This is a genomic window from Rhizobium sp. P1_C7, assembly GCF_056406295.1.
The window spans coordinates 56,630-74,817 of the sequence record NZ_JBFUAL010000011.1; the positions used below are offsets into that span (position 1 = coordinate 56,630).

The window sequence follows — 18,188 nt, forward strand, 5'->3', positions numbered from 1 at the left end:
ACGATTGCTTTCTGTTGATTGCGGTTGGCTGAGAGCTCAGACCGGCCGTTCGCCTGATGTTGTGGTGCGATGCATGATGCGGACAAAGGCGGGATCGAAGGAATCGCGCCGGTGCATGGTGCAGCGATTATCCCACATCATGATGTCGCCTTCGTCCCACTGCTGGATAAAGACATGCCTGGAGTTCGTTGTGTGATCCCAAAGCTCGGCGAGCAGGGCATCACTCTCGTCCCTGCTCATGCCGACGATCCAGGCGCCTTCAATTGTCCCACCGAGAAAGAGCGCCTTCCGGCCAGTCTCGCCATGTGTACGGACGAGGGGATGCACGACACCGCTCCATTCCCGAAAGTCGGCACTTCGCGGTGCGGACTTTCCAAGGCGCAAGGTGCCCGTCTTGTCATAGACATTCTGGAAGAAGATCTGACGTCCGTCGACTGCGGTCTTCAATGCTTCCGGCAGAGTCTCGTAGGCGATGTAGGTCGAAAGAAAGTAGGTGTCGCCACCGAAAGGCGGGATTGCAACGGCACGCAAGATTGCCCCTGCCGGAGGGCGTTCGTAAAACCATGTGTCCGTGTGCCACGTTGCCTCGCTGTTGCCCATGGCGCCGCTCGGCTTGCCGTCCTTCATCGCGTTGCTGATGACCAATATCTCCTTGTGGGTCGGGTGGCCGCCCTCCTGGAGTTGCTTGGGATGTATGACAAACTCGCCGAAATGACGGGAAAAAGCCACCTGCTGGGCATCGGTGATGCGGGTCTTCTTGAAGCGAAGCACACCATACTGCAACCAGTATTTGGTGATCGCAGCGACATCGCGAGTGTCATAATCGTCGAAGTCGAACCCTTCGATGTCAGCGCAGACGTTGCAGCCAGTCTGGACGGCGCGAATCCTCTTTTTCATAAGCATTTTCAATCTCCTGTTGATGACCATTCCTCTCAAGGTCAGGATGATGCTAGGCCGGAGAGGGAAGGCGGCTCCAATACCGATGGGGGGCCATTGATCTGCGCCGTGTATCAATTGCAGTCGCTAATGCGAGAGCAGCTGGACGGCGTCCGGATCGACGCCCAATTCGACCCGTCCATCGACAGGCGGCAGCGAGCCGGACAGCGACGAGCGCACCAGGACCGTCAAAACGAGATTGGCATCCACCTCAACTGAAAGCTCGAGGGAGGCGCCAAGATTCGCGACGCGGCGGAGTGTCCCGTTCAATCGATTGCAGCGATCGTCGATCACGGCGCCCGAACCGGACAACACGACAATGTCCTCGGGGCGGATGCAACAGAAGCGGACTTGTGCTTGGTCCGGCGCCGTCGTTGCACGGAGACTGACGGCACTATCGGCAAACCGGACCTCGTGGCCCGACCGCAGCTCAACGATACTTGAGACTTTGAGAATGTTGGACTTTCCGATGAAGTTCGCGACGAAGGAGCTTTTCGGATGCCGATAGACCGAGGCGGGGTCTCCCTGTTGCGCGATCTCCCCCTGCCACATGACGACAATCCTGTCGGACATGGCCATGGCTTCTTCCTGATCGTGCGTCACGTATACAAACGTCATTCCGAGCTTGGCCTGGAGGTCCTTGAGCTCAACACGCATCGCCTCCCGTAGCTTGAGATCAAGGTTGGACAGAGGCTCATCAAGAAGGAGCACAGAAGGGCGCGGAGCGATGGCCCGCGCAAGCGCCACACGCTGCTGCTGACCGCCCGAGAGCTCCTTCGGGTAGCGAAACACATACTGGTCGAGGTGGACGCTGCGCAATGCCACCATTACAGCGTCGTCGATTTCCTGTCGCTTTGCTCCCTTCATTTTCAAGCCGAATCCAACATTTTCGGCCACCGTCATATGCGGGAACAGAGCATAGTTTTGAAACACGAGTCCGATGTTGCGCCTTTCCGGCGGAACGCGCGCCTGACTCCTTCCACGGATCCTGATGTCGCCGACGGATGGCTCGTTGAACCCGGCGATCATGTTGAGGGTGGTCGTTTTCCCACAGCCCGATGGGCCAAGGATGCTGACGAACTCTCCTTGCGGAATTTGGAGATTGATGTCGTTGACGATGGAAACTGTTCCAAACGATTTGCTCACGGAAACGAGTTCGATGTCGATGTTGCTCATTTGCTGCCACCATGAAGCTGCGCGGAAAACCCGCCGACTTTTTCAAAGGAAAAGATTACTGCGAGGATGAAGACCATAGAGGCGACGTTGACTGCCGCCATCACCGGATCGAGGCTGTATTCGAGGTAGTTGATCACCGTGATCGGGAGCGTGGTGTCGCCGGGGCGAACCAGAAAAACCGACAGTGGGATGTTGTTGAAGGAGATGATGAACGCGAGCGTCATCCCCGAGAGGATGCCGGGCTTGATCGCCGGCAACAGGATGTGCTGCACCCGCTGGCGCTTGCTAGCGCCGAGGATCTGGCCCGCCCGATCGAGGTTGGCATCAAAATTGGCAATCGACGTCGCCACCATCCGCATGACGAAAGGCAGGGCCAGGACGCAGTGGGCAGCGATCAGGGCCGGCGTTCCAAGAAGCGGTTGCATCCCGACGCGCGACAGGAACAGCACAATCGCCACCCCCTTGACAATTTGCGGCACCGAGAGCGGTGAAAGCAGCGCAGACATGATCGCCTCGCTGCCCTGGACCTTCTCGAAGGCGATGATGTAGGCGGCCATCACTCCGACGACACCACTGATCACGGAGACGATCGCAGCGATCTTGACGCTAAGCAGGAAAGGCAGCAGCCAACGGTCAGACGCAAGCTCGCCGTACCACATCGGCGTCCACTCCCAAGGCCGGAAGGTCACCTCGGAGGTTGGGCTGAGGGATGCGGCAATGACGACCACGAGAGGCAAGGTGATGAAGGCGAGCACGCCGGCAAGCATCAGCCAGAAAAGCGAGGAGAGGATCCTGTTCACTGGGCTCTCCTTGCACGGCCATCCCGCCACAGGGACTGCCGGGCTTCAAACCTGACACCGATGACGGAGATCGTCAGCATCAGGAGGAGAAGCGCATTGGCCATGACGGCGGCGAACGGCCAGTCAATGTAGAACAGAACCTGCTCAGAGATCATTGTTGCCAGGACCTTGAATCCGGCCCCTCCAAGCAAGGCGGGCGTGGCGTAGGCACTTGCAGCCATCGTGAAGGCAATCAGAAGCGAGCTGACGACCCCTGGCGCCGACAACGGGAGGATGACGTGACGCATGACCGCCAGGCGCGAAGCGCCTAGCATTTGTGCCGCACGCTCGAGGTTTTCATCAATCCCCTGAAGGCTCGTGGTCAAAGCAAGAATGCCGAATGGCAGCACAACGTGGGTCAGACCAACCACGACGGCAAAGAGATTTTTCGACAGGGGCAGCGGCGACGATATGAGGCCGAGGTGAAGGAGGGCATCATTGATGAAGCCCCTGTCCTCGAGGATGATCAACCACCCATAGGTCCGCAGGACGACACCTGCAAGTTCGGGGGCAAGTGCCAGGGCAAAGACGACAGCGCGCCATCGGCTCTTTGAGCGAGCCAGGAAATAGGCGACCGGATAACCCAGCACGGTGACAGAGACGGCAACGAGCGCGGACATGATCGCAGTTCGAGAGAAGCCCGCCAGGGACAGACCGTCCGTGAAAAAACGCCCGTAGCTGTCGAGGCTAAAACCCTCGACGCCCTCCTGTGAGAAACTGAGGCCGATCATCATGCCCATCGGAAGGGCGAAGAACAAGGTCAGAAGCAATCCGGCAGGCAAGAGGGCGAGATAGCTGGAGATCCAGTTTGCCCAACGAGACGTCGATGCAGGTGAAGCGAGTGTCAAGGTGTGCATGGGTCCTCCTCAGTTCGCCTGAGAAACGACGTCGCGTTCCCACTGATCGGCCCACCTGGGGAGTTTCTCTGCGATGACGGACAGATCTGGAAGGAGAAGCGATTGCAGATCGGCCTCGGTGGTGATCTGTCGCGCGCGGATGGCCTCCGGCACTTCGATGTCAGTGCGGGCGCTTCCGACCTTGTAGCCATTCACCCAGGCTTCCTGACTGGTCTTCTCCAGGAAGAAGTTGATGAACGTCTTGGCCGCCGCCTTGTTCTCGGCACCGACGGGTACGTTGAGTGTGGCAATCAGCGGGATGGTGCCTTCCTTTGGCCTGATGTAGTCGACGGGCAGGCCGGAATCGACGAGGAGTTGCGCACGCCCGTTCCAGAACGGCATGGCCCAAACCGTCCCGTCCTTGATGTATCGCTCGAGGATCGCCGAGGATTGTTCGAAACCGATCGCCTGCTTTGCGACCGCTCCCATCGCCTTGAACCCCGGATCGAGATTGTCGACGAGATCTCCGCCGTTCATCACCGACATCATCTCCACGAGATAGAGCGCCATGATGTTCTGGAATGTTGGCAGCACGATTCTGCCTTTCAACTCGGGCGAGAGCAGCGTCGACCAGGAGGATGGCGTGGCAAGTTTGTCTGTCCGGTAGAGAAGCGACATATACTGCACTTCGTGGACCGCCCCGCAGTGGCCCGCCGCCGCGCTCAAAGTCGGTACGAGCCTTGCGAGGTTGGGGATGCTTTTCACATCGAGTTTTTCCAGAACCCCGTCCCTGCAGCCCTGCAGGGATTGCGACGCCGTCATGACGACGACATCGAACCCCGGCCGGCCTTTCGTTGCCTTGATCTTTGCGTAGTCCTGGGATGCAGAGCCAACGGCATCATAGACGACGTCGATGCCGAACTTGGCCTCGAAGGGCTCGATGATGCTCTCGAGAATGATCGCCTCGTAAGGTCCGCCATAGCTGTTGACGACCAAAGTCTCGGCGCGGAGTGGCGTGGACAGCGTGGCGGTCGCCAATGCTGCGAGTAGGATCAGGCGTCGGTCTCGTTCCATGAGGATATCTCGCTGTTTTATGTTGTTCCCGAGGGAATGCTGAACAGCGACCGGGGACCGGTCCAATAAAGAACGCCAAGGATTGTTGCATTGGGAGGATCAATCGACGCCCGAATCGCCAAGTCGGGTGCCGCGAGTTGGCGGCCGTCTTCCGCTATGAGGAGCTTGTTTGGCCAGAGTGGCGCAAGGCAAGCCTTGCGGACTGCCGACTCGCTTTAGATTTTCATCGACCGAACAAAGCATAGAGTATGCGCTTTTGGCGGCGCGAAAGATCACAAATGAGATAGGATCAGCCGGGGCAGCCGATGGCAGCGTTTGATGCATCGCGGGCGGCCTTGCCGCGACCTGAAAATGGAGGACGACATGACGATGATTATAGGGCTTTCCGGGAGCTTGCGCCGAGGGTCCTTCAATTCCGCGCTTCTCAATGCCGCTTCGCCCCTCATGCCTTCCGGCTCACAACTCGTTATCGGCTCCATTCGAGACATCCCTCTCTATGATGGAGATCTGGAGGCCGAGCATGGAATTCCGACAGTTGTCACAGAACTCAAGGAGGCTATAGCGACGGCCGATGGTCTCCTCCTCGCAACGCCGGAGTACAACAATTCGATCCCGGGCGTTTTCAAGAATGCAATAGATTGGTTGTCGCGGCCGGCCGCCGATATTGGCCGCGTGTTCGGCGGCAAACCCGTGGCGCTCATGGGCGCTTCTCCAGGTGGCATGGGTACAATCCTCTCGCAGAACGCTTGGCTCCCGGTGCTCCGGACGCTTGGAGCGGAGCTATGGTCGGAAGGCAGGCTCCTCGTGTCGCGAGCATCCGGTGTTTTTGACGCAGAGCTAGTGCTCGCTGACCCGAAGACCGAGGCGCATCTTCAAGAATTCCTGACGGGCTTTGTTTCGTTCACCCAGTCGAGACACCACTAGTACCCAATCGCAACTTGTGAGTACGGCTCGAGAGCATCATTGGTTAGGTCGCTCGGCGTTTCATGGTGGTACTTCGACCCTCTACCAGCGTGACTGGGCGAGTATAGTCCACGAATGGCATTCCTATGCAGCTGCTTCTCGGCAACCAGGACTTCCTTTTTCGTCTGCCCAAAACGCCGCACCAGCTCACCGGCAAGCTCCGCCGGATCTGTCGTGCCGCCCTGATAAAGGCAAACGAGCAACCTAGCTGCCAGGTTGGGACCGGCAGACTGACCACTTGCAATATCGCAGGTGTACCCGCAATCAATGAGCACTTGCTGGAGGAGGCGGAGCTCGTCGGTGGTCAAGTAGCGAGACGTCAATTCGGAAGACATGGAACCCTCCCTTCGGCGGGAATTCAGGGTATCTGGCTACAGAACTATCCAGCCTGAAAAAAGTTCCGGCCCCTTGCCCAGCAGCAATTCGACTATGGAGCTTGGTTGCCCAATGTGGCAGCGATGAGCGGCGTCGTCTGGTCAGCGGCCCGGCTCGTCGCCACACCCAGGGCCGTTCAAAACCTGCCTATCGCCAGTTGCTACCGCATCAAGCAGCGACTGCCTTCGATGGCCGTGCTGGCGATAGCAGACCCAGCCATTGATAACGCTGGAGGCCCTCTCATTCCTGTCAGCGGCATGCCGGAGGGCACACACTGGGCTCAGGCACTCCTCGAGCGTCCCAAGCTGTGCTGTGTCGACGGGTCTCTAGGGATCAGGCTTGCTCCACACGACCGAACCATCACTTGCTTTGACGACGACGCGGTCGGTCCCATAGAAATCAGGATCTCTCTCGATTTTTTGCGTCGCCTGCGCGATGGCGTTCGCTACCGTTGGTGCGTGGATTTCCGATGAATGGCGAACGGTGCTCGGTGCGGCAAGGTTATTGTCGCCGGTTCCAACCATGAGGGTGAAAGTAGCCGTTGAAATCCTCCCTGCTTGCTTGTCAGCGGTTGAAAGGTACCGCAGCCTTTGTGCCCTAGCCACTTGGCCAAAGGGCCACTATGGCGATCCACGGTCACCGGCCTCGAAGGATCAGGTATTTGCTCGACGGTTCCATGACGAAGGGGAGCATTCACACGTTCACCCGCACATGGAGCGCAATCGATCCCGAAGGGTATCGGCGTGAATTCCGTCGCTCCGGGACCAGTCCGGACACCATGGAATCCTTCTGACGAAGAGGCAGAAGACGTCGCGACGTCGGGGCACGGCACACCAATGAAGAGAGCCGCCCGGAAGATATTGGACCGGCCTGCGTCTTCCTGCCATACCTTCACATGTCGAGCTATATCACGTGGAAAATCCTGCCGATCATTGGCGGCAATTGACGCCACAAAACCGTCGCCAGGCGCGCGAAAATTGTCAGTACCGGTCCTGGTACGGCACGTCATGCCGCAACACTCCAACGAAACAGCAAACGTCCCGAGGTCAATCCCGAGTACGAAGCGTAACTCGGTGGAACCAGAATGCAGTCCAAGTGTTTTGCGCACATGAACCAGATGCTTCAAACCCACATCATCGACGCGACGGCGGCGGAAGCAAAACTCTTTTGCGGCCTGGTCTACATTCCGGGTCTGGAAACGGGGATCACCCGCAAGGAAGGCAAGCGGGGCTTCCTCTATTGCACGCCGGACGGGCGCCGGATTGTCGATAAGAACGAGATCGCGCGCCTGAATGCTCTGGCAATTCCTCCAGCGTACCGCGACGTCTTGATCTCCACCAATCCGCTATCGCATCTGCAAGCTGTGGGCATCGACGCCCGCGGCCGCAAGCAATACCGATATCATGCCAACTGGCACGCAGAACGCGGTCGCGCCAAGTTCGAGCGTCTCGTCGAGTTCGGCGTGCGGCTTCCTGATATACGCGAGCGCGTGGACATGGATCTCCGGGCGAAGGGACTGACGATGGACAAGGCGCTAGCGACCGTCGTCTGGATGCTGGACAACCTATACATCCGGATTGGAAATGCGAGCTATGCCGCGACGAACCGGTCTTACGGCCTGACGACGCTTCGAAATCGCCATGTGAAGACCGATGGTTCCAGTGTTCGGTTTCGGTTTAAGGGCAAATCCGGAAAGGAATGGAATCTGGTGCACTGCGACAGGCGCATCGCGAACATTGTGCGAAAGTTGCAGGAACTGCCAGGCCAGCAACTCTTCAAATATGTCTGCAACGATGGTGATTGCCGCCAGATATCATCGCAGGATGTCAATTCCTACATTCGAGAGGTAACCGGCGATGATTGCAGCAGCTCACGGCAATTCCGCACGTGGGGGGCGACTTGCATGGCGGTTTCGATCCTCGCTCCTCTGGAGGTGCCAACATCCACGCGCGCAATAACACTTCAGCTCAACAGCGCAATTGATGCCGTTGCGGCAAAGCTCGTGAACACACGATCCGTCTGCCGCTCCTCCTATATACATCCGGCTGTCCTTGAAGACTTTCGCGCAGGCCGCCTCGGCGACGTCCTGAGGCTCCGGAAGACGACGAGCGAGCGCTTGCTGAACTGGATGGATGAGGAGGAGATCAGGGTGCTTCGGTGGCTGAAGATGCGCCCAGTCGACAGCGCGGGCGCGTGAACGGCCAGGCCGGCGGCGCGCACCCTTCGTCGGGAACTTGCTCGCGCCAGGAGAGTTTGAACAGTGAAAGGAGATACCTCATGCCAGCCAAATCCCAAGCACAGCAAAGAGCTGCAGGCGCCGCCCTGTCTGCAAAGCGTGGCGAGACGCCGAAGAGTAAACTCAAAGGGGCGTCCAAGGAGATGGTCGACTCCATGAGCGAGAAACAGCTCGAGGAGTTTGCATCCACGAAGACCAAGGGGAAACCACAGCACGTGTCCAAGTAAATGACGCATCATCGCAGGAACGCGCGCGTGGTCGCTTGAACTAACCAGGCAGTGCCTGAAGTCGGGATCTGGGAGGGAGGTTGTGACCTTTTGCAACGTCCTTGCCTTCAGTCGGCGGTGAATGGAGTGGATCGTGCGCCCGCCATTTGACGAGTGGGCCGACACTGAGTCTGGATCTACGCATCAGATATTGAAGGACAGGATGAGCGGTTTGCCGAAGAGCCGTGCCCATGCGGTCGCGCTGGCACGCTGGATTGCGACAATGGATGTGCCTGCCGTCCACCAGCCATTGCCGACGGCGACAATCACGTCCGGGTCGTGCAACATGGATTGCAGGACCGGCCAGACAACCAGTTGTTCGTAGCAGATCAGGGGAGCGAGCTTCCGTCCGTTCAATTCAACCATCGGGTTTGCGAAGAAGTCCGCACGTACGCCGCCCGATTCCCCCAACCATGACCGCCATGGCTGCCACATCGAACCCGGCACCGGCATTCGTTCGCGGTAAATGATCTGGCCGCCACCGCTTGATATCGCGACGAGGACATTGTCGTAGCCTTCGGCGTTGATGACTGAAGCTCCAGCAACCACCGTCAAGGACACATCTTTCAGCGCCGTCGCCCAAAGGCCTTCGACTGTAGGCGTCCAGCTTCCGATCGCGCTTTCCGGCAATACAACAGATTGCGCGCCCCCAGCACCCAACCCACGCGCCGTTGCAATCAAGTCACGCTGATAGGCGAGAAGGGGATCCCTTCCGAGCGAAGCGCCGAGATCGAGGTCAACACCATGCCACCCGTCAGGTGTTTTCGGCTCGGTCCAGGTTGCGGCGGACCAGAGCCAAAATCCCGCAAGGACAATGGCAACAGCGGGCCGGATACGGGTTACGAGGCCCATCAGGCCGGCTGTCGTCGCAGCCAGACCACACCATCCCCATTCCGGGAACAGGATCCCGGCTGCTGTTATCGGATGCGCCCATCCGGTGATTCCGAACGGGGGGAGTGCGACCAGCAAGGATGCAAGAAGAAAGCGAAGGCGCTGCTGTCGTGCATTTGGTGTCCAGAGCAATGTGTGAACGGTGACGAAGCTCATCGATGCCAGCAGCCAGAGTAGCAATCCCGGCCAAAAATCAGAGTGGTAGAAAGCGGCAACCCCCTGCGACAACCCTCGCGATGCCGCCAGAAAATAACCAGCTGAGGCAAGTGCTGCAGTGCCTCTGCTTGACGCGATCGACCATAGAACGGGAAATGCCAACGCCACGGGAAAGAGGAGAGCAACACCGCTCCAACCGACCCAGCCACTTGTCACAGCCAGCGCGACAATTGCAACCGTCTGGCCTCGCTCACCCCGCAAAAGTCAGCACCTCTTGAGCCAGGCCGAGAATACCCGACGCGGGGATTGGACCGAAATAGCGAGAGTCGTATGACGCAAAGAAGCTGGAATGAACAAACACAAAATCTTCGGGCATTGTGCCACCGGCGTAAGGCAGCAACAGCCTTCCCCTGCCGTCCGCTTTCGAGATAGCCGAATGGGCAATAAGCCTGCCATCGACGCGAACCTCGTGATCGACCTCGACAGTCTGTCCCGCCACCGCGATGACGCTCTTGATCAAGGGTGCAAAACCGCCATCGCAGGGTCCGGAATGCAGATAGCCGCGCTCGCGCGCCGCTCGCATGCTGGGGTTGTCAGGCGGGCAGATGAACACAAGATCGCCGGCTGATATTGGGTGACGGACCGGCAAGACGCGCCACAGGCCGAGCGGCTCGCTCGCGGTCAAATTGATCCGGTAGCCGCCGAGGAATCCGGCCAGGCATGGGGTGCCCACCGCGAGCGCAGCGGCGAGTAAAATGGCCGTGACGGTTTTTCGATTCCCATTCCTACAGCCGTTCCTGTGCACGGGCCCTGTCATTTCAGTGAAGGCGCCTGGACTTTTGTCTGGCGAATAGGCGTGCCCGACCGTCCGCCTGAAATCCCATGCGCGATGAATTTCGGTCTTCTTGATTGCGAGCATGGCATCCGTGAGTTTGCGGAAGGTCTCGCCGTTGACGTCCCTCGCAGCGATCCCGTGGCGCCGCGGCCGGAGCCACGGGCGACGATACTGACGGAGAAAAGAAATAAGGAACGCCACGGCGAGGTTCTCTCCTGGTTGCAAACAACATCAACAGTTCGTCGGGAGCGGCGGCCGCGCGTGCTCCCGGCAGGCATGTCAGTCAGCGACGTATACTTGCGCCCTTGGATGCCGCTCCCTTCGCAACGGCTAGCATCCTGCGCAAAGGCGGTGTCTTCGCCAACTCGCATTTCTGTTGGTAGATCGGCACGCCGATCTTTGGGAATCTTTCGCCGTTCGAAGCCAAAACGGCATGAAGGACCAACCGGAATGAAGGACCAACCGGAATGAAGAAGCCCCCTCAAAGATCCGCGAAGCGATGCCGAGCTTCAGGAGCAGTCGAAGCACTCGGAAAGGCGAGAAGCCGAACGGATCGGCTGGATTGCGCTCAAGGCGGCTCGGGCCATGAAGGCGAATAGGATTTGGCTCGTCGCCGCGCCGATTGCGTTGATGATCACCATCACCGTCGGAACGAATGGGATCGAACTCTGGCTTGCAGCTTTCGGGAAGACAGAGGCTGCGAAGCTTACGCTCGAGCGTGCGGGGAACGTATTGCCCTACGCTACCGCGGCTGTCGGCGGCATCGTCTTTCTGTTCGCATGCGCGGGATCAGCAAATATCAAGATCGCCGGATGGGGTGTCCTGTCAGGAAGCGTTTGTCTGATGACGATCGCCGCAATGCGGGAGGCAATGCGTCTGGTTGCTTTCTCCAAAACCGTACCGGCCGGCCAGTCGGTGTTCTCCTACCTCGACCCGGCGACCATGATCAGTGAAGGGGCAGCCGTCATCGCCGGATGCTTTGCTTTGCGTGTCGCGATCATCGGCAACTCGGCATTTGTGAAGGCCGAGCCAAAGCGCATTCGCGGCAAGCGAGCGCTTTATGGTGAGGCTGAATGGATGACGATGCCGGAGGCTACCAGGCTCTTTCCCGATGCCGGCGGCATCGTGATCGGCGAGTGCTATCGTGTCGACCGGGATACGGTAGCAGCGCAATCGTTTCGAGCCGATAGCCCGGAAACATGGGGTGCAGGCGGCAGGTCGCCGCTTCTCTGCTTCGATGGCTCCTTCGGGTCCTCTCATGGGATTGTCTTTGCCGGTTCCGGCGGTTTCAAAACAACCGCGGTCACGGTCCCGACTGCGCTGAAGTGGGGCGGCACGCTTGTTGTGCTCGACCCCTCGAACGAGGTGGCGCCGATGGTCTCCAAGCATCGCGGCAATGCCGGTCGCGCGGTCCGCATCCTCGATCCAAAGCAGCCGCAGACCGGCTTCAACGTTCTTGACTGGATCGGCAGCTACGGCGGCACGAAGGAAGAGGACATTGCCGCTGTTGCCTCATGGATCATGAGCGACAGCGGGCTTGCGACCGGTGTGCGGGATGACCTCTTTCGCGCATCAGGGCTGCAACTGCTGACAGCGATGATCGCTGACGTATGCATTTCGGGCCATACGGAGAAAAAGAACCAGACGCTGCGGCAGGTTCGCGCCAACCTCTCGGAACCAGAGCCGAAGCTTCGTCAGCGGCTTCAAGACATCTATGACAATTCGGAGTCTGAGTTCGTGCGGGAGACCGTGGCGGCTTTCGTCAACATGACGTCCGAGACATTCAGCAGCGCCTATGCCAATGCGATCAAGCAAACGCACTGGCTATCATATCCAAACTACGCGGCACTGGTCTCCGGCTCGAGCTTCACGACCGAAGCGCTGGCAGCCGGGAATACAGACGTGTTCATCAACATCGACCTCAAGACTTTGGAGAGCCATTCGGGCCTGGCGCGAGTGATCATCGGTTCATTTCTGAACGCGATCTACAATCGAGACGGAAAGTTGAAGGGAGAGGCTCTGTTCCTGCTCGATGAAGTCGCGCGACTAGGTTACATGCGCATACTGGAAACCGCCCGGGATGCCGGCCGCAAATACGGTATCGCACTGACAATGATTTATCAGTCGATTGGCCAGATGCGCGAAACCTACGGCGGCCGCGACGCTGCCAGCAAATGGTTCGAGAGCGCGAGCTGGATCTCGTTCGCCGCGATAAACGACCCCGAGACGGCTGATTATATCTCGCGACGCTGCGGCACGACCACGGTCGAGATCGATCAGGTCAGTCGGAGTTTTCAGTCGAAAGGAACGTCGCGCACGCGCTCGAAGCAACTCGCTGCCAGGCCACTGATTCAGCCGCATGAAGTTCTCCGCATGCGTGCCGATGAACAGATCGTGTTCACCGCTGGACATCGCCCGCTTCGCTGTGGTCGTGCCATTTGGTTCCGCCGCAGCGATATGAAGACATGCGTTGATCTGCCCAGCCACGCTGATAGGGGTGCGAGGTATCATCATGAAACTCCGATCCGATCCGCCCCTTGGTAGTCAGGCATCAAGATCGTAGATTTGCGCATAAACCTGCACCACAGCAAGCCCTCTAAGCAGCCACATTGTCAACGCCTGCAGATGCCGTGGGTATGTCGTCGACCATCGGTACGAGCGCTGTCGATTGAGAGATTCGACGTGCTCTTGCCACAATAGCCGCGCGACGCCTTTCCGCTACTTCAATAGCTTTGACCTCACCGATAGCCAGCTTTCAGCCATCCGTCGCAAACAAGGCCCGGTGCAAGGCAAATCAGGTAGACCTCGACGGAGAGTGCGTCCGATCGGCAGTGAGGGTCGCGGTTGATCTGATTGCAGCGGACCTCCACTGGATGCGGAACCACTTTTCGGACAGCTGTCGCTTACCATCCTGGGCAATGGCGGGCAGTGCGAAACTGGTATGGGCCGAGTCTCAAGGTCATAAACCGCCGCACCATGCGTCTCGTCCGCAATCGCTTGCATGAGACGTGGCGCAACGTCCCGGCATGCGTTCGAGCACGGCACTCGATCTCGGCAATCACCGCCTTGGTCGGCGACGAGTACCGCCAGATCGGCCTGGGCGATCACAAGCTCCCTTTGGATCTGGCGGCGTTCGGCCGCGTCGAAAGCGCTCCTCAGTTCCGCGAGCAGTTCTTCGATGTGCTGTTCGATGTTCATCGTCGTTATCGTCTTGAAGGTTGAGAACGATCACTCCCCGGCGGGGACGAGACGGCGAGCCAGGGGTCGCTTGAGTAACCAGGAGAGCTGGCGACTTGGGGAGCCGATCTTCCGGCACCAAAGAAGACGCCAGCTCGCTTCTGGCTACCCGAGGGATATTGGCCCCGCCGGAGAGGCGGGGCCGCAGCGGGAACCTTAGTCCCGGTTCGGGCGGGACCAGATGAGCTGGAGGGCCTCCTCGCCTTCGACTTCGGCCAGTGTTGCGTAGATCGGAGCCGGGAAACTCGGGTCGTCGAGCTTGACCGAGAGGTAGTCGCGGCCCTGCTCTGAGGTTTTCTGCCAGGCCGCGCCCAGTTCGACATTACCGGCGTATATGCGAAAGTGCGGGCCTTTGTCGGAAGGGGTTTCGACGCGGGCGATGCGCGCCTTGACGTTGAGTGCGAGAGTACGGATTGAGCCGTTGAAGCCGTTTTCGGAGGAGGTGAAGGTGCCGATGGTTGCCATTGATGTGTTCCTTTTTGATGTTTCGGGCCGCACCATTGCGGGCCTCGATGGCTGTCGAAAAGATTGGGGACGATCGAACCGCACCCATAGGACCGGATTGCAGTGGAGGGCGGCAAGTCGCAATTTTGTTGGTTCGCGAAGGAACGATGGCGCCTCGGGGGAGTCCGGTGGGACAGGAAGTTGCGGATGACCGGTGCGGAAAGACGATCGAGGGGCAGCCGATCTCCGGTCTGAGACGCCGATCGAGCCCGCGGTTAGCCTCGGGGACCGATTGCCGACACGCCAGTCACGCAGCTCCAGACGTCATGTCCTTGGGAAAAGATCTTCGTCCCGAGTTCTCACGCCTCGCGTGGAAGCAGGTGGCGTTTGCCCGCACATGGGATGCGGGGACGCCGCCATCTTCTCTGTGGGTGTGAACCGGAATCCGGTGCTGGCGAGGAAAATCGAGCGACCAACCGAAGCGTTCCAGACAGCGAGACAGCTATCTTCTCCAGGCTCGCAAACACGACGACCGGCGACGCGGTATGTGTTTCCTTTGGCCGTCTGCCAGTCCAAGAGCGCCCTCCAGAAGCTTCGCGCGAGGTTCCCCCGCGCCAAGAACGACCCCATCAAAGCCCGGCGGTTTCGAGGCACACCGGGGTTTCACGCTCCGATGATCCGGCCCTTGCAGGCCGGATCATCGGGTCGGGTCAGGCGGCTTTTTCTGCGTTCTGGTTCACGACCTTGGTGGCGATCGAGGTGAGGGCAATATCCGTGGCCTGCTCTTCGTCAAGCGTGGTCTGAAGGAGCTTGGCCGCGTCCTTCATGCCCAGTTCCAACGCCCACGTTCTGAGCGTGCCGTAGCGCGACATCTCGTAATGTTCGACGGCTTGGGCGGCCGAGAGAAGGCCGGCGTCGAGGGCCGGCGTGCCGGCATATTCCTTCATGATCTCAGCACCTTCCTTAGTGATGCCCATGATTGCGTCGCAAGTCTTCTGCTCAGGCTTCTTGCCGATGATCTTGAAGACCTGCTCCAGGCGTTCAACATGGACCTTCGTCTCGCCGAGATGCTTGGTAAAGGCATCCTTGAGCTGCTTGCTGTTTGCGGCATCGTGCATCTTCGGCAGTGTGGCGACGATTTTGTTTTCAGCAAAGTAGACGTCCTTCAGTGTGTCGTGGAACAGCACGTCGAGCGTTTTGGTTTCCTTGGCCATGATTGGCTCCTTTCGTTGATTGTCTCTGGCACGATCCGGGCGATTGCCCGGTCGTCTTGTTCGTCCGCCCGAGCATGGGCGGCCGAGTGGTTGCGATCAAATCGTCGACGCACGGCGGTAGCGGTCGCGCTCCTGTTCGATCTGGTTCGGCGAGTAGGGGTCCAGCGTGTCGTCGAACGCGGTCCACCCCTGCTGATTGTAGACCGCCCGTCGTTCGACCGGATCGACCCAGTTCGAGCGTCTCAGGATCGCTTCCGCTTCCGGGGCGAGCGTTTCGTCCACCTTTGCCGTTACCAGGGATCCGCCACGGCGAACGCCCTCGGCATAAAGATTGGCGTCCTCTTCGGATACACCCGACTTGGTCAAGGCACCGATGAGCCCGCCTGCTGCGCCCCCCGCAACAGCACCTGCAACGGCGCCGACTGCGGTCGCGGCCAGCCAGCCCGCAGCGACAACGGGGCCGACGCCGGGAATAGCCATTATTCCAAGCCCGGTCAGTAGCCCACCTGCGCCGCCGACGACAGCGCCAATTCCGGCTCCCGACTCAGCGCCGGTTTCGGCATCAGATTCGCGTTTGGCGTGACGATCATCCGCGTTGCTGGAGACAATGCTGATGTCGCTTGACGGAACGCCCGCGGCTTCAAGTGCGCTGACAGCCGAGCTTGCGTCCGCATAGTGGTCAAACAGTCCGGTGATGGTTTGCATGAAAATTCTCCTGAAAGTGTTTTTGATTGTCGTGGCCGATCACATGCCGACGATGTTGCCCTGGTAATCAAGGCTGACTTTGACGGGCTTTCCATCCTTCATCGCAGAAGCCTGCCAGATGCCCTTGTCGTCGAGGGTTAATCCCGTCAAGGTTGTGTAGCCGTCCTTCTCCAGGCGGTCCTGCGCCTGCGCCTCTGTGAAGCTATTGGCTCCGGCAACCGGGGCAGCCGGGTTTTTCGCATCAGGCGTGACGACTGCAGGAGTGGTGGCGTCGGCCGAAGGAGCAGGGGTCGTCTGAGCGACACTTGTCAGCGCTGACGCTCCGACGAGCGCCGCGGCTAATATCATGGTTTTCATTGGGTTTCCTCATTTTACCGGATCGAGATCACCCGTCCGTGATTAGACAACCCGCAGAGCGGCAATAGGTTCCGCTGCCGGTTTTCGGCGTCGCGCACATTATGTCCGGCAGTCTGTCGGAAGACGATCCAGCATGGGACGGTGAAGCGCGACGCCACAACCGAAGCGTCTACGAAATCATCGACAAAACGATCACGGTCGGGCCCTCACGCCCGCTCGTTTGAAAGCTCAACGCTTGGCGCGGTTCGCTCAGGACGCCGCAAGGGGCATCTCCAGCCCTCCTCAGAAGAAGTCACGCACACTGAAGGCGGAGTAGCCAGCGCTTGGCTCGATCCCCGCTTCGCTTTGGCCTGCAGCTGGATCCAGCCAGAATGCCCAAAACCGTGTAATGCGCCAGTCTTGACGTCGTTCGATCCGGGGTCATCTCCCTGGCCCGGAGGAACGACGGCGCCATAATCGGCAGAGAGATCATGTGCATTGCTATGACTTCGTCAATGGGAACGCCGCCTGCGATGGCATTGTATGCTGCGCGTCGACGCGGTACGATGTCGCCCGACAGTTGCGCGTAAAGTGTCAGTGTATAGCCGAGCCAAAGCTCGCTCCCGCGTTTCAACCCGATGAATAAGTAGCCGCGGATCATGGAACTTATCGTCGCCCTTGGCCTGATCGCCTTCAAGGTCGCATTTCTGATTGCGATCCTGCTGCTGCTGCCCTTGCCGCTAACCTGGCTGGAACGCAAGATCGCCGGGCACATGCAGCAGCGGATGGGGCCGATGCGCGTCGGCTGGCACGGCTTGCTGCAGCCGGTCGCGGACGGTATCAAGCTCCTGACCAAAGAGGACCACATCCCGGCCGAGGCCGATCGCTTCCTGTTCAAACTCGCGCCGATCCTGGCACTCGCCCCGCCTTTTGTGGTGTTCGTCACGATCCCCTTCGGCGAAACCGTCTCTGTCCTCGGCGCCGATATCACGCTCTACGCCTCCAATATGAATGTGGCGATCCTCTTCGTCTTTGCGGTGATCGGGATCGAGGTCTATGGCGTCATCTTCGGTGGCTGGGCCGCCAACAGCAAATACGCCGTTCTGGGCAGCCTCAGGACCTGCGCGCAGATGATCAGCTACGAGATCCCGATGGGGTTCGCCGTCATCGGCGTGGTCATGGTGGCGCAATCCATGAGCCTGCTCGATATCGTGCGGGCGCAATCCGATGTCTGGAACGTCGTCTACCAACCGGTCGGCTTCTTCGTGTTCTTCGTCGCCGGACTGGCCGAGGCACAGCGCATTCCCTTCGACCTGGCGGAAGCGGAAGGCGACCTGGGGGCCGGGTTCCATACCGAATACAGCGGTATCCGCTTTGCGTTCTTCATGGTCAGCGAATATGCCATCATGTTGCTGGTGTCGGTCCTGGCGGTGATCCTGTTCTTCGGCGGCTGGAACGGCGTATTGGTCCCCTTGCCACCGCTCCTCTGGTTTGCGCTCAAGGTCGCATTCTTCGTCTATGTGTTCATCTGGTTCCGCTTCACTTTCCCCCGCTACCGCTACGACCAATTGATGGCGATCGGATGGAAAGTCTTGCTTCCTCTTTCGATGGCGAACATAATTATAACTGGTCTACTTCTAGGGGCCGCAGCGGCTCCGTAGCGAGGCGG

The 18,188-nt window shown here is 59.3% G+C and carries 18 protein-coding genes and 1 pseudogene; 7 read left to right on the forward strand and 12 right to left on the reverse strand.

What is annotated here, in order from left to right:
• Positions 1 to 36: 36 nt before the first annotated feature.
• From AC1D2R_RS18295 to AC1D2R_RS18315, 5 genes are all read right to left on the reverse strand, one after another.
• Complete coding sequence (locus AC1D2R_RS18295; protein WP_477969106.1) at positions 37 to 903, reverse strand: TauD/TfdA dioxygenase family protein; 867 nt, start codon at positions 901 to 903, stop codon at positions 37 to 39.
• Positions 904 to 1,023: 120 nt separating this feature from the next.
• Complete coding sequence (locus AC1D2R_RS18300; RefSeq protein ID WP_477969108.1) at positions 1,024 to 2,112, reverse strand: ABC transporter ATP-binding protein; 1,089 nt, start codon at positions 2,110 to 2,112, stop codon at positions 1,024 to 1,026.
• A complete protein-coding gene (locus AC1D2R_RS18305) occupies positions 2,109 to 2,912 on the reverse strand; it encodes an ABC transporter permease (RefSeq protein ID WP_477969110.1) in 804 nt (267 codons plus the stop codon). Before AC1D2R_RS18305 ends, AC1D2R_RS18300 begins: the two co-directional genes overlap by 4 nt.
• A complete protein-coding gene (locus AC1D2R_RS18310) occupies positions 2,909 to 3,808 on the reverse strand; it encodes an ABC transporter permease (protein WP_477969112.1) in 900 nt (299 codons plus the stop codon). Before AC1D2R_RS18310 ends, AC1D2R_RS18305 begins: the two co-directional genes overlap by 4 nt.
• A gap of 9 nt (positions 3,809 to 3,817) precedes the next feature.
• Positions 3,818 to 4,861 (reverse strand): ABC transporter substrate-binding protein, encoded by a 1,044-nt coding sequence (locus AC1D2R_RS18315; RefSeq protein WP_477969114.1) that lies wholly within the window; start codon positions 4,859 to 4,861, stop codon positions 3,818 to 3,820.
• 363 nt (positions 4,862 to 5,224) lie between these two features.
• Here AC1D2R_RS18315 and AC1D2R_RS18320 point away from each other — a divergent pair, with 363 nt between their 5' ends.
• Positions 5,225 to 5,785 carry an NADPH-dependent FMN reductase gene (locus tag AC1D2R_RS18320; RefSeq protein ID WP_477969116.1) on the forward strand — a complete coding sequence of 187 codons (561 nt, stop codon included), beginning with the start codon at positions 5,225 to 5,227 and terminating at the stop codon, positions 5,783 to 5,785.
• Positions 5,786 to 6,525: 740 nt separating this feature from the next.
• On the opposite strand, the gene AC1D2R_RS18325 is transcribed toward AC1D2R_RS18320, so the two are convergent.
• On the reverse strand, positions 6,526 to 6,723 hold the full coding sequence (locus tag AC1D2R_RS18325; protein WP_477969118.1) for a hypothetical protein: 198 nt from the start codon (positions 6,721 to 6,723) through the stop codon (positions 6,526 to 6,528).
• 78 nt (positions 6,724 to 6,801) lie between these two features.
• Here AC1D2R_RS18325 and AC1D2R_RS18330 point away from each other — a divergent pair.
• The 3 genes and pseudogenes from AC1D2R_RS18330 to AC1D2R_RS18340 all read left to right on the forward strand — a co-directional run.
• Positions 6,802 to 7,145: pseudogene (locus AC1D2R_RS18330) on the forward strand (SDR family oxidoreductase); the annotation flags it as partial.
• 162 nt (positions 7,146 to 7,307) lie between these two features.
• Positions 7,308 to 8,396: a DNA topoisomerase IB gene (locus AC1D2R_RS18335; RefSeq protein WP_477969120.1), complete on the forward strand. Its 1,089-nt coding sequence runs from the start codon at positions 7,308 to 7,310 to the stop codon at positions 8,394 to 8,396.
• Positions 8,397 to 8,476: 80 nt separating this feature from the next.
• Entirely contained in the window at positions 8,477 to 8,662 is a 186-nt protein-coding gene (locus AC1D2R_RS18340; protein WP_477969122.1) for a DUF3008 family protein, read from the forward strand.
• A gap of 183 nt (positions 8,663 to 8,845) precedes the next feature.
• Here the strand turns inward: AC1D2R_RS18340 and AC1D2R_RS18345 are convergent, their stop codons facing one another.
• Complete coding sequence (locus tag AC1D2R_RS18345; protein ID WP_477969124.1) at positions 8,846 to 10,009, reverse strand: conjugal transfer protein TraB; 1,164 nt, start codon at positions 10,007 to 10,009, stop codon at positions 8,846 to 8,848.
• Positions 9,999 to 10,784, reverse strand: coding sequence for a conjugative transfer signal peptidase TraF (gene traF, locus AC1D2R_RS18350; protein WP_477969126.1), 786 nt, complete (start codon positions 10,782 to 10,784; stop codon positions 9,999 to 10,001). Before traF ends, AC1D2R_RS18345 begins: the two co-directional genes overlap by 11 nt.
• A 384-nt stretch (positions 10,785 to 11,168) precedes the next feature.
• On the opposite strand from traF, the gene traG reads away from it, so the two are divergent.
• Entirely contained in the window at positions 11,169 to 13,127 is a 1,959-nt protein-coding gene (gene traG / locus AC1D2R_RS18355; RefSeq protein WP_477969128.1) for a Ti-type conjugative transfer system protein TraG, read from the forward strand.
• A 432-nt stretch (positions 13,128 to 13,559) separates the two neighbouring features.
• Complete coding sequence (locus tag AC1D2R_RS18360; RefSeq protein WP_477969130.1) at positions 13,560 to 13,805, forward strand: hypothetical protein; 246 nt, start codon at positions 13,560 to 13,562, stop codon at positions 13,803 to 13,805.
• 171 nt (positions 13,806 to 13,976) lie between these two features.
• On the opposite strand, the gene AC1D2R_RS18365 is transcribed toward AC1D2R_RS18360, so the two are convergent.
• The 4 genes from AC1D2R_RS18365 to AC1D2R_RS18380 all read right to left on the reverse strand — a co-directional run bounded on the left by AC1D2R_RS18365 (position 13,977) and on the right by AC1D2R_RS18380 (position 16,540).
• Complete coding sequence (locus AC1D2R_RS18365) at positions 13,977 to 14,285, reverse strand: DUF736 domain-containing protein (protein WP_477969132.1); 309 nt, start codon at positions 14,283 to 14,285, stop codon at positions 13,977 to 13,979.
• A 689-nt stretch (positions 14,286 to 14,974) separates the two neighbouring features.
• The gene (locus tag AC1D2R_RS18370) at positions 14,975 to 15,478 is read right to left on the reverse strand and encodes a YciE/YciF ferroxidase family protein (RefSeq protein WP_477969134.1); all 504 of its coding nucleotides are present in this window, start codon (positions 15,476 to 15,478) and stop codon (positions 14,975 to 14,977) included.
• Positions 15,479 to 15,574: 96 nt separating this feature from the next.
• Complete coding sequence (locus tag AC1D2R_RS18375) at positions 15,575 to 16,183, reverse strand: general stress protein (RefSeq protein WP_477969136.1); 609 nt, start codon at positions 16,181 to 16,183, stop codon at positions 15,575 to 15,577.
• A gap of 39 nt (positions 16,184 to 16,222) precedes the next feature.
• Positions 16,223 to 16,540, reverse strand: a complete 318-nt coding sequence (locus AC1D2R_RS18380; protein ID WP_477969138.1) for a PepSY domain-containing protein — start codon at positions 16,538 to 16,540, stop codon at positions 16,223 to 16,225.
• Between the two features lie 638 nt (positions 16,541 to 17,178).
• On the opposite strand from AC1D2R_RS18380, the gene nuoH reads away from it, so the two are divergent.
• Positions 17,179 to 18,180, forward strand: a complete 1,002-nt coding sequence (gene nuoH, locus AC1D2R_RS18385; RefSeq protein ID WP_477969140.1) for an NADH-quinone oxidoreductase subunit NuoH — start codon at positions 17,179 to 17,181, stop codon at positions 18,178 to 18,180.
• Positions 18,181 to 18,188 lie beyond the last annotated feature (8 nt).

Excerpts from the sequence above, each read along its gene's own strand:
- AC1D2R_RS18295 (WP_477969106.1), bottom strand. The coding sequence starts at position 903 with ATGCTTATGAAAAAGAGGATTCGCGCCGTCCAGACTGGCTGCAACGTC.
- AC1D2R_RS18300 (WP_477969108.1), bottom strand. The coding sequence starts at position 2,112 with ATGAGCAACATCGACATCGAACTCGTTTCCGTGAGCAAATCGTTTGGA.
- AC1D2R_RS18310 (WP_477969112.1), bottom strand. The coding sequence starts at position 3,808 with ATGCACACCTTGACACTCGCTTCACCTGCATCGACGTCTCGTTGGGCA.
- AC1D2R_RS18315 (WP_477969114.1), bottom strand. The coding sequence starts at position 4,861 with ATGGAACGAGACCGACGCCTGATCCTACTCGCAGCATTGGCGACCGCC.
- AC1D2R_RS18320 (WP_477969116.1), top strand. The coding sequence starts at position 5,225 with ATGACGATGATTATAGGGCTTTCCGGGAGCTTGCGCCGAGGGTCCTTC.
- AC1D2R_RS18325 (WP_477969118.1), bottom strand. The coding sequence starts at position 6,723 with ATGGTTGGAACCGGCGACAATAACCTTGCCGCACCGAGCACCGTTCGC.
- AC1D2R_RS18335 (WP_477969120.1), top strand. The coding sequence starts at position 7,308 with ATGAACCAGATGCTTCAAACCCACATCATCGACGCGACGGCGGCGGAA.
- AC1D2R_RS18340 (WP_477969122.1), top strand. The coding sequence starts at position 8,477 with ATGCCAGCCAAATCCCAAGCACAGCAAAGAGCTGCAGGCGCCGCCCTG.
- traG (WP_477969128.1), top strand. The coding sequence starts at position 11,169 with ATGAAGGCGAATAGGATTTGGCTCGTCGCCGCGCCGATTGCGTTGATG.
- AC1D2R_RS18360 (WP_477969130.1), top strand. The coding sequence starts at position 13,560 with ATGCGTCTCGTCCGCAATCGCTTGCATGAGACGTGGCGCAACGTCCCG.
- AC1D2R_RS18365 (WP_477969132.1), bottom strand. The coding sequence starts at position 14,285 with ATGGCAACCATCGGCACCTTCACCTCCTCCGAAAACGGCTTCAACGGC.
- AC1D2R_RS18370 (WP_477969134.1), bottom strand. The coding sequence starts at position 15,478 with ATGGCCAAGGAAACCAAAACGCTCGACGTGCTGTTCCACGACACACTG.
- AC1D2R_RS18375 (WP_477969136.1), bottom strand. The coding sequence starts at position 16,183 with ATGCAAACCATCACCGGACTGTTTGACCACTATGCGGACGCAAGCTCG.
- AC1D2R_RS18380 (WP_477969138.1), bottom strand. The coding sequence starts at position 16,540 with ATGAAAACCATGATATTAGCCGCGGCGCTCGTCGGAGCGTCAGCGCTG.
- nuoH (WP_477969140.1), top strand. The coding sequence starts at position 17,179 with ATGGAACTTATCGTCGCCCTTGGCCTGATCGCCTTCAAGGTCGCATTT.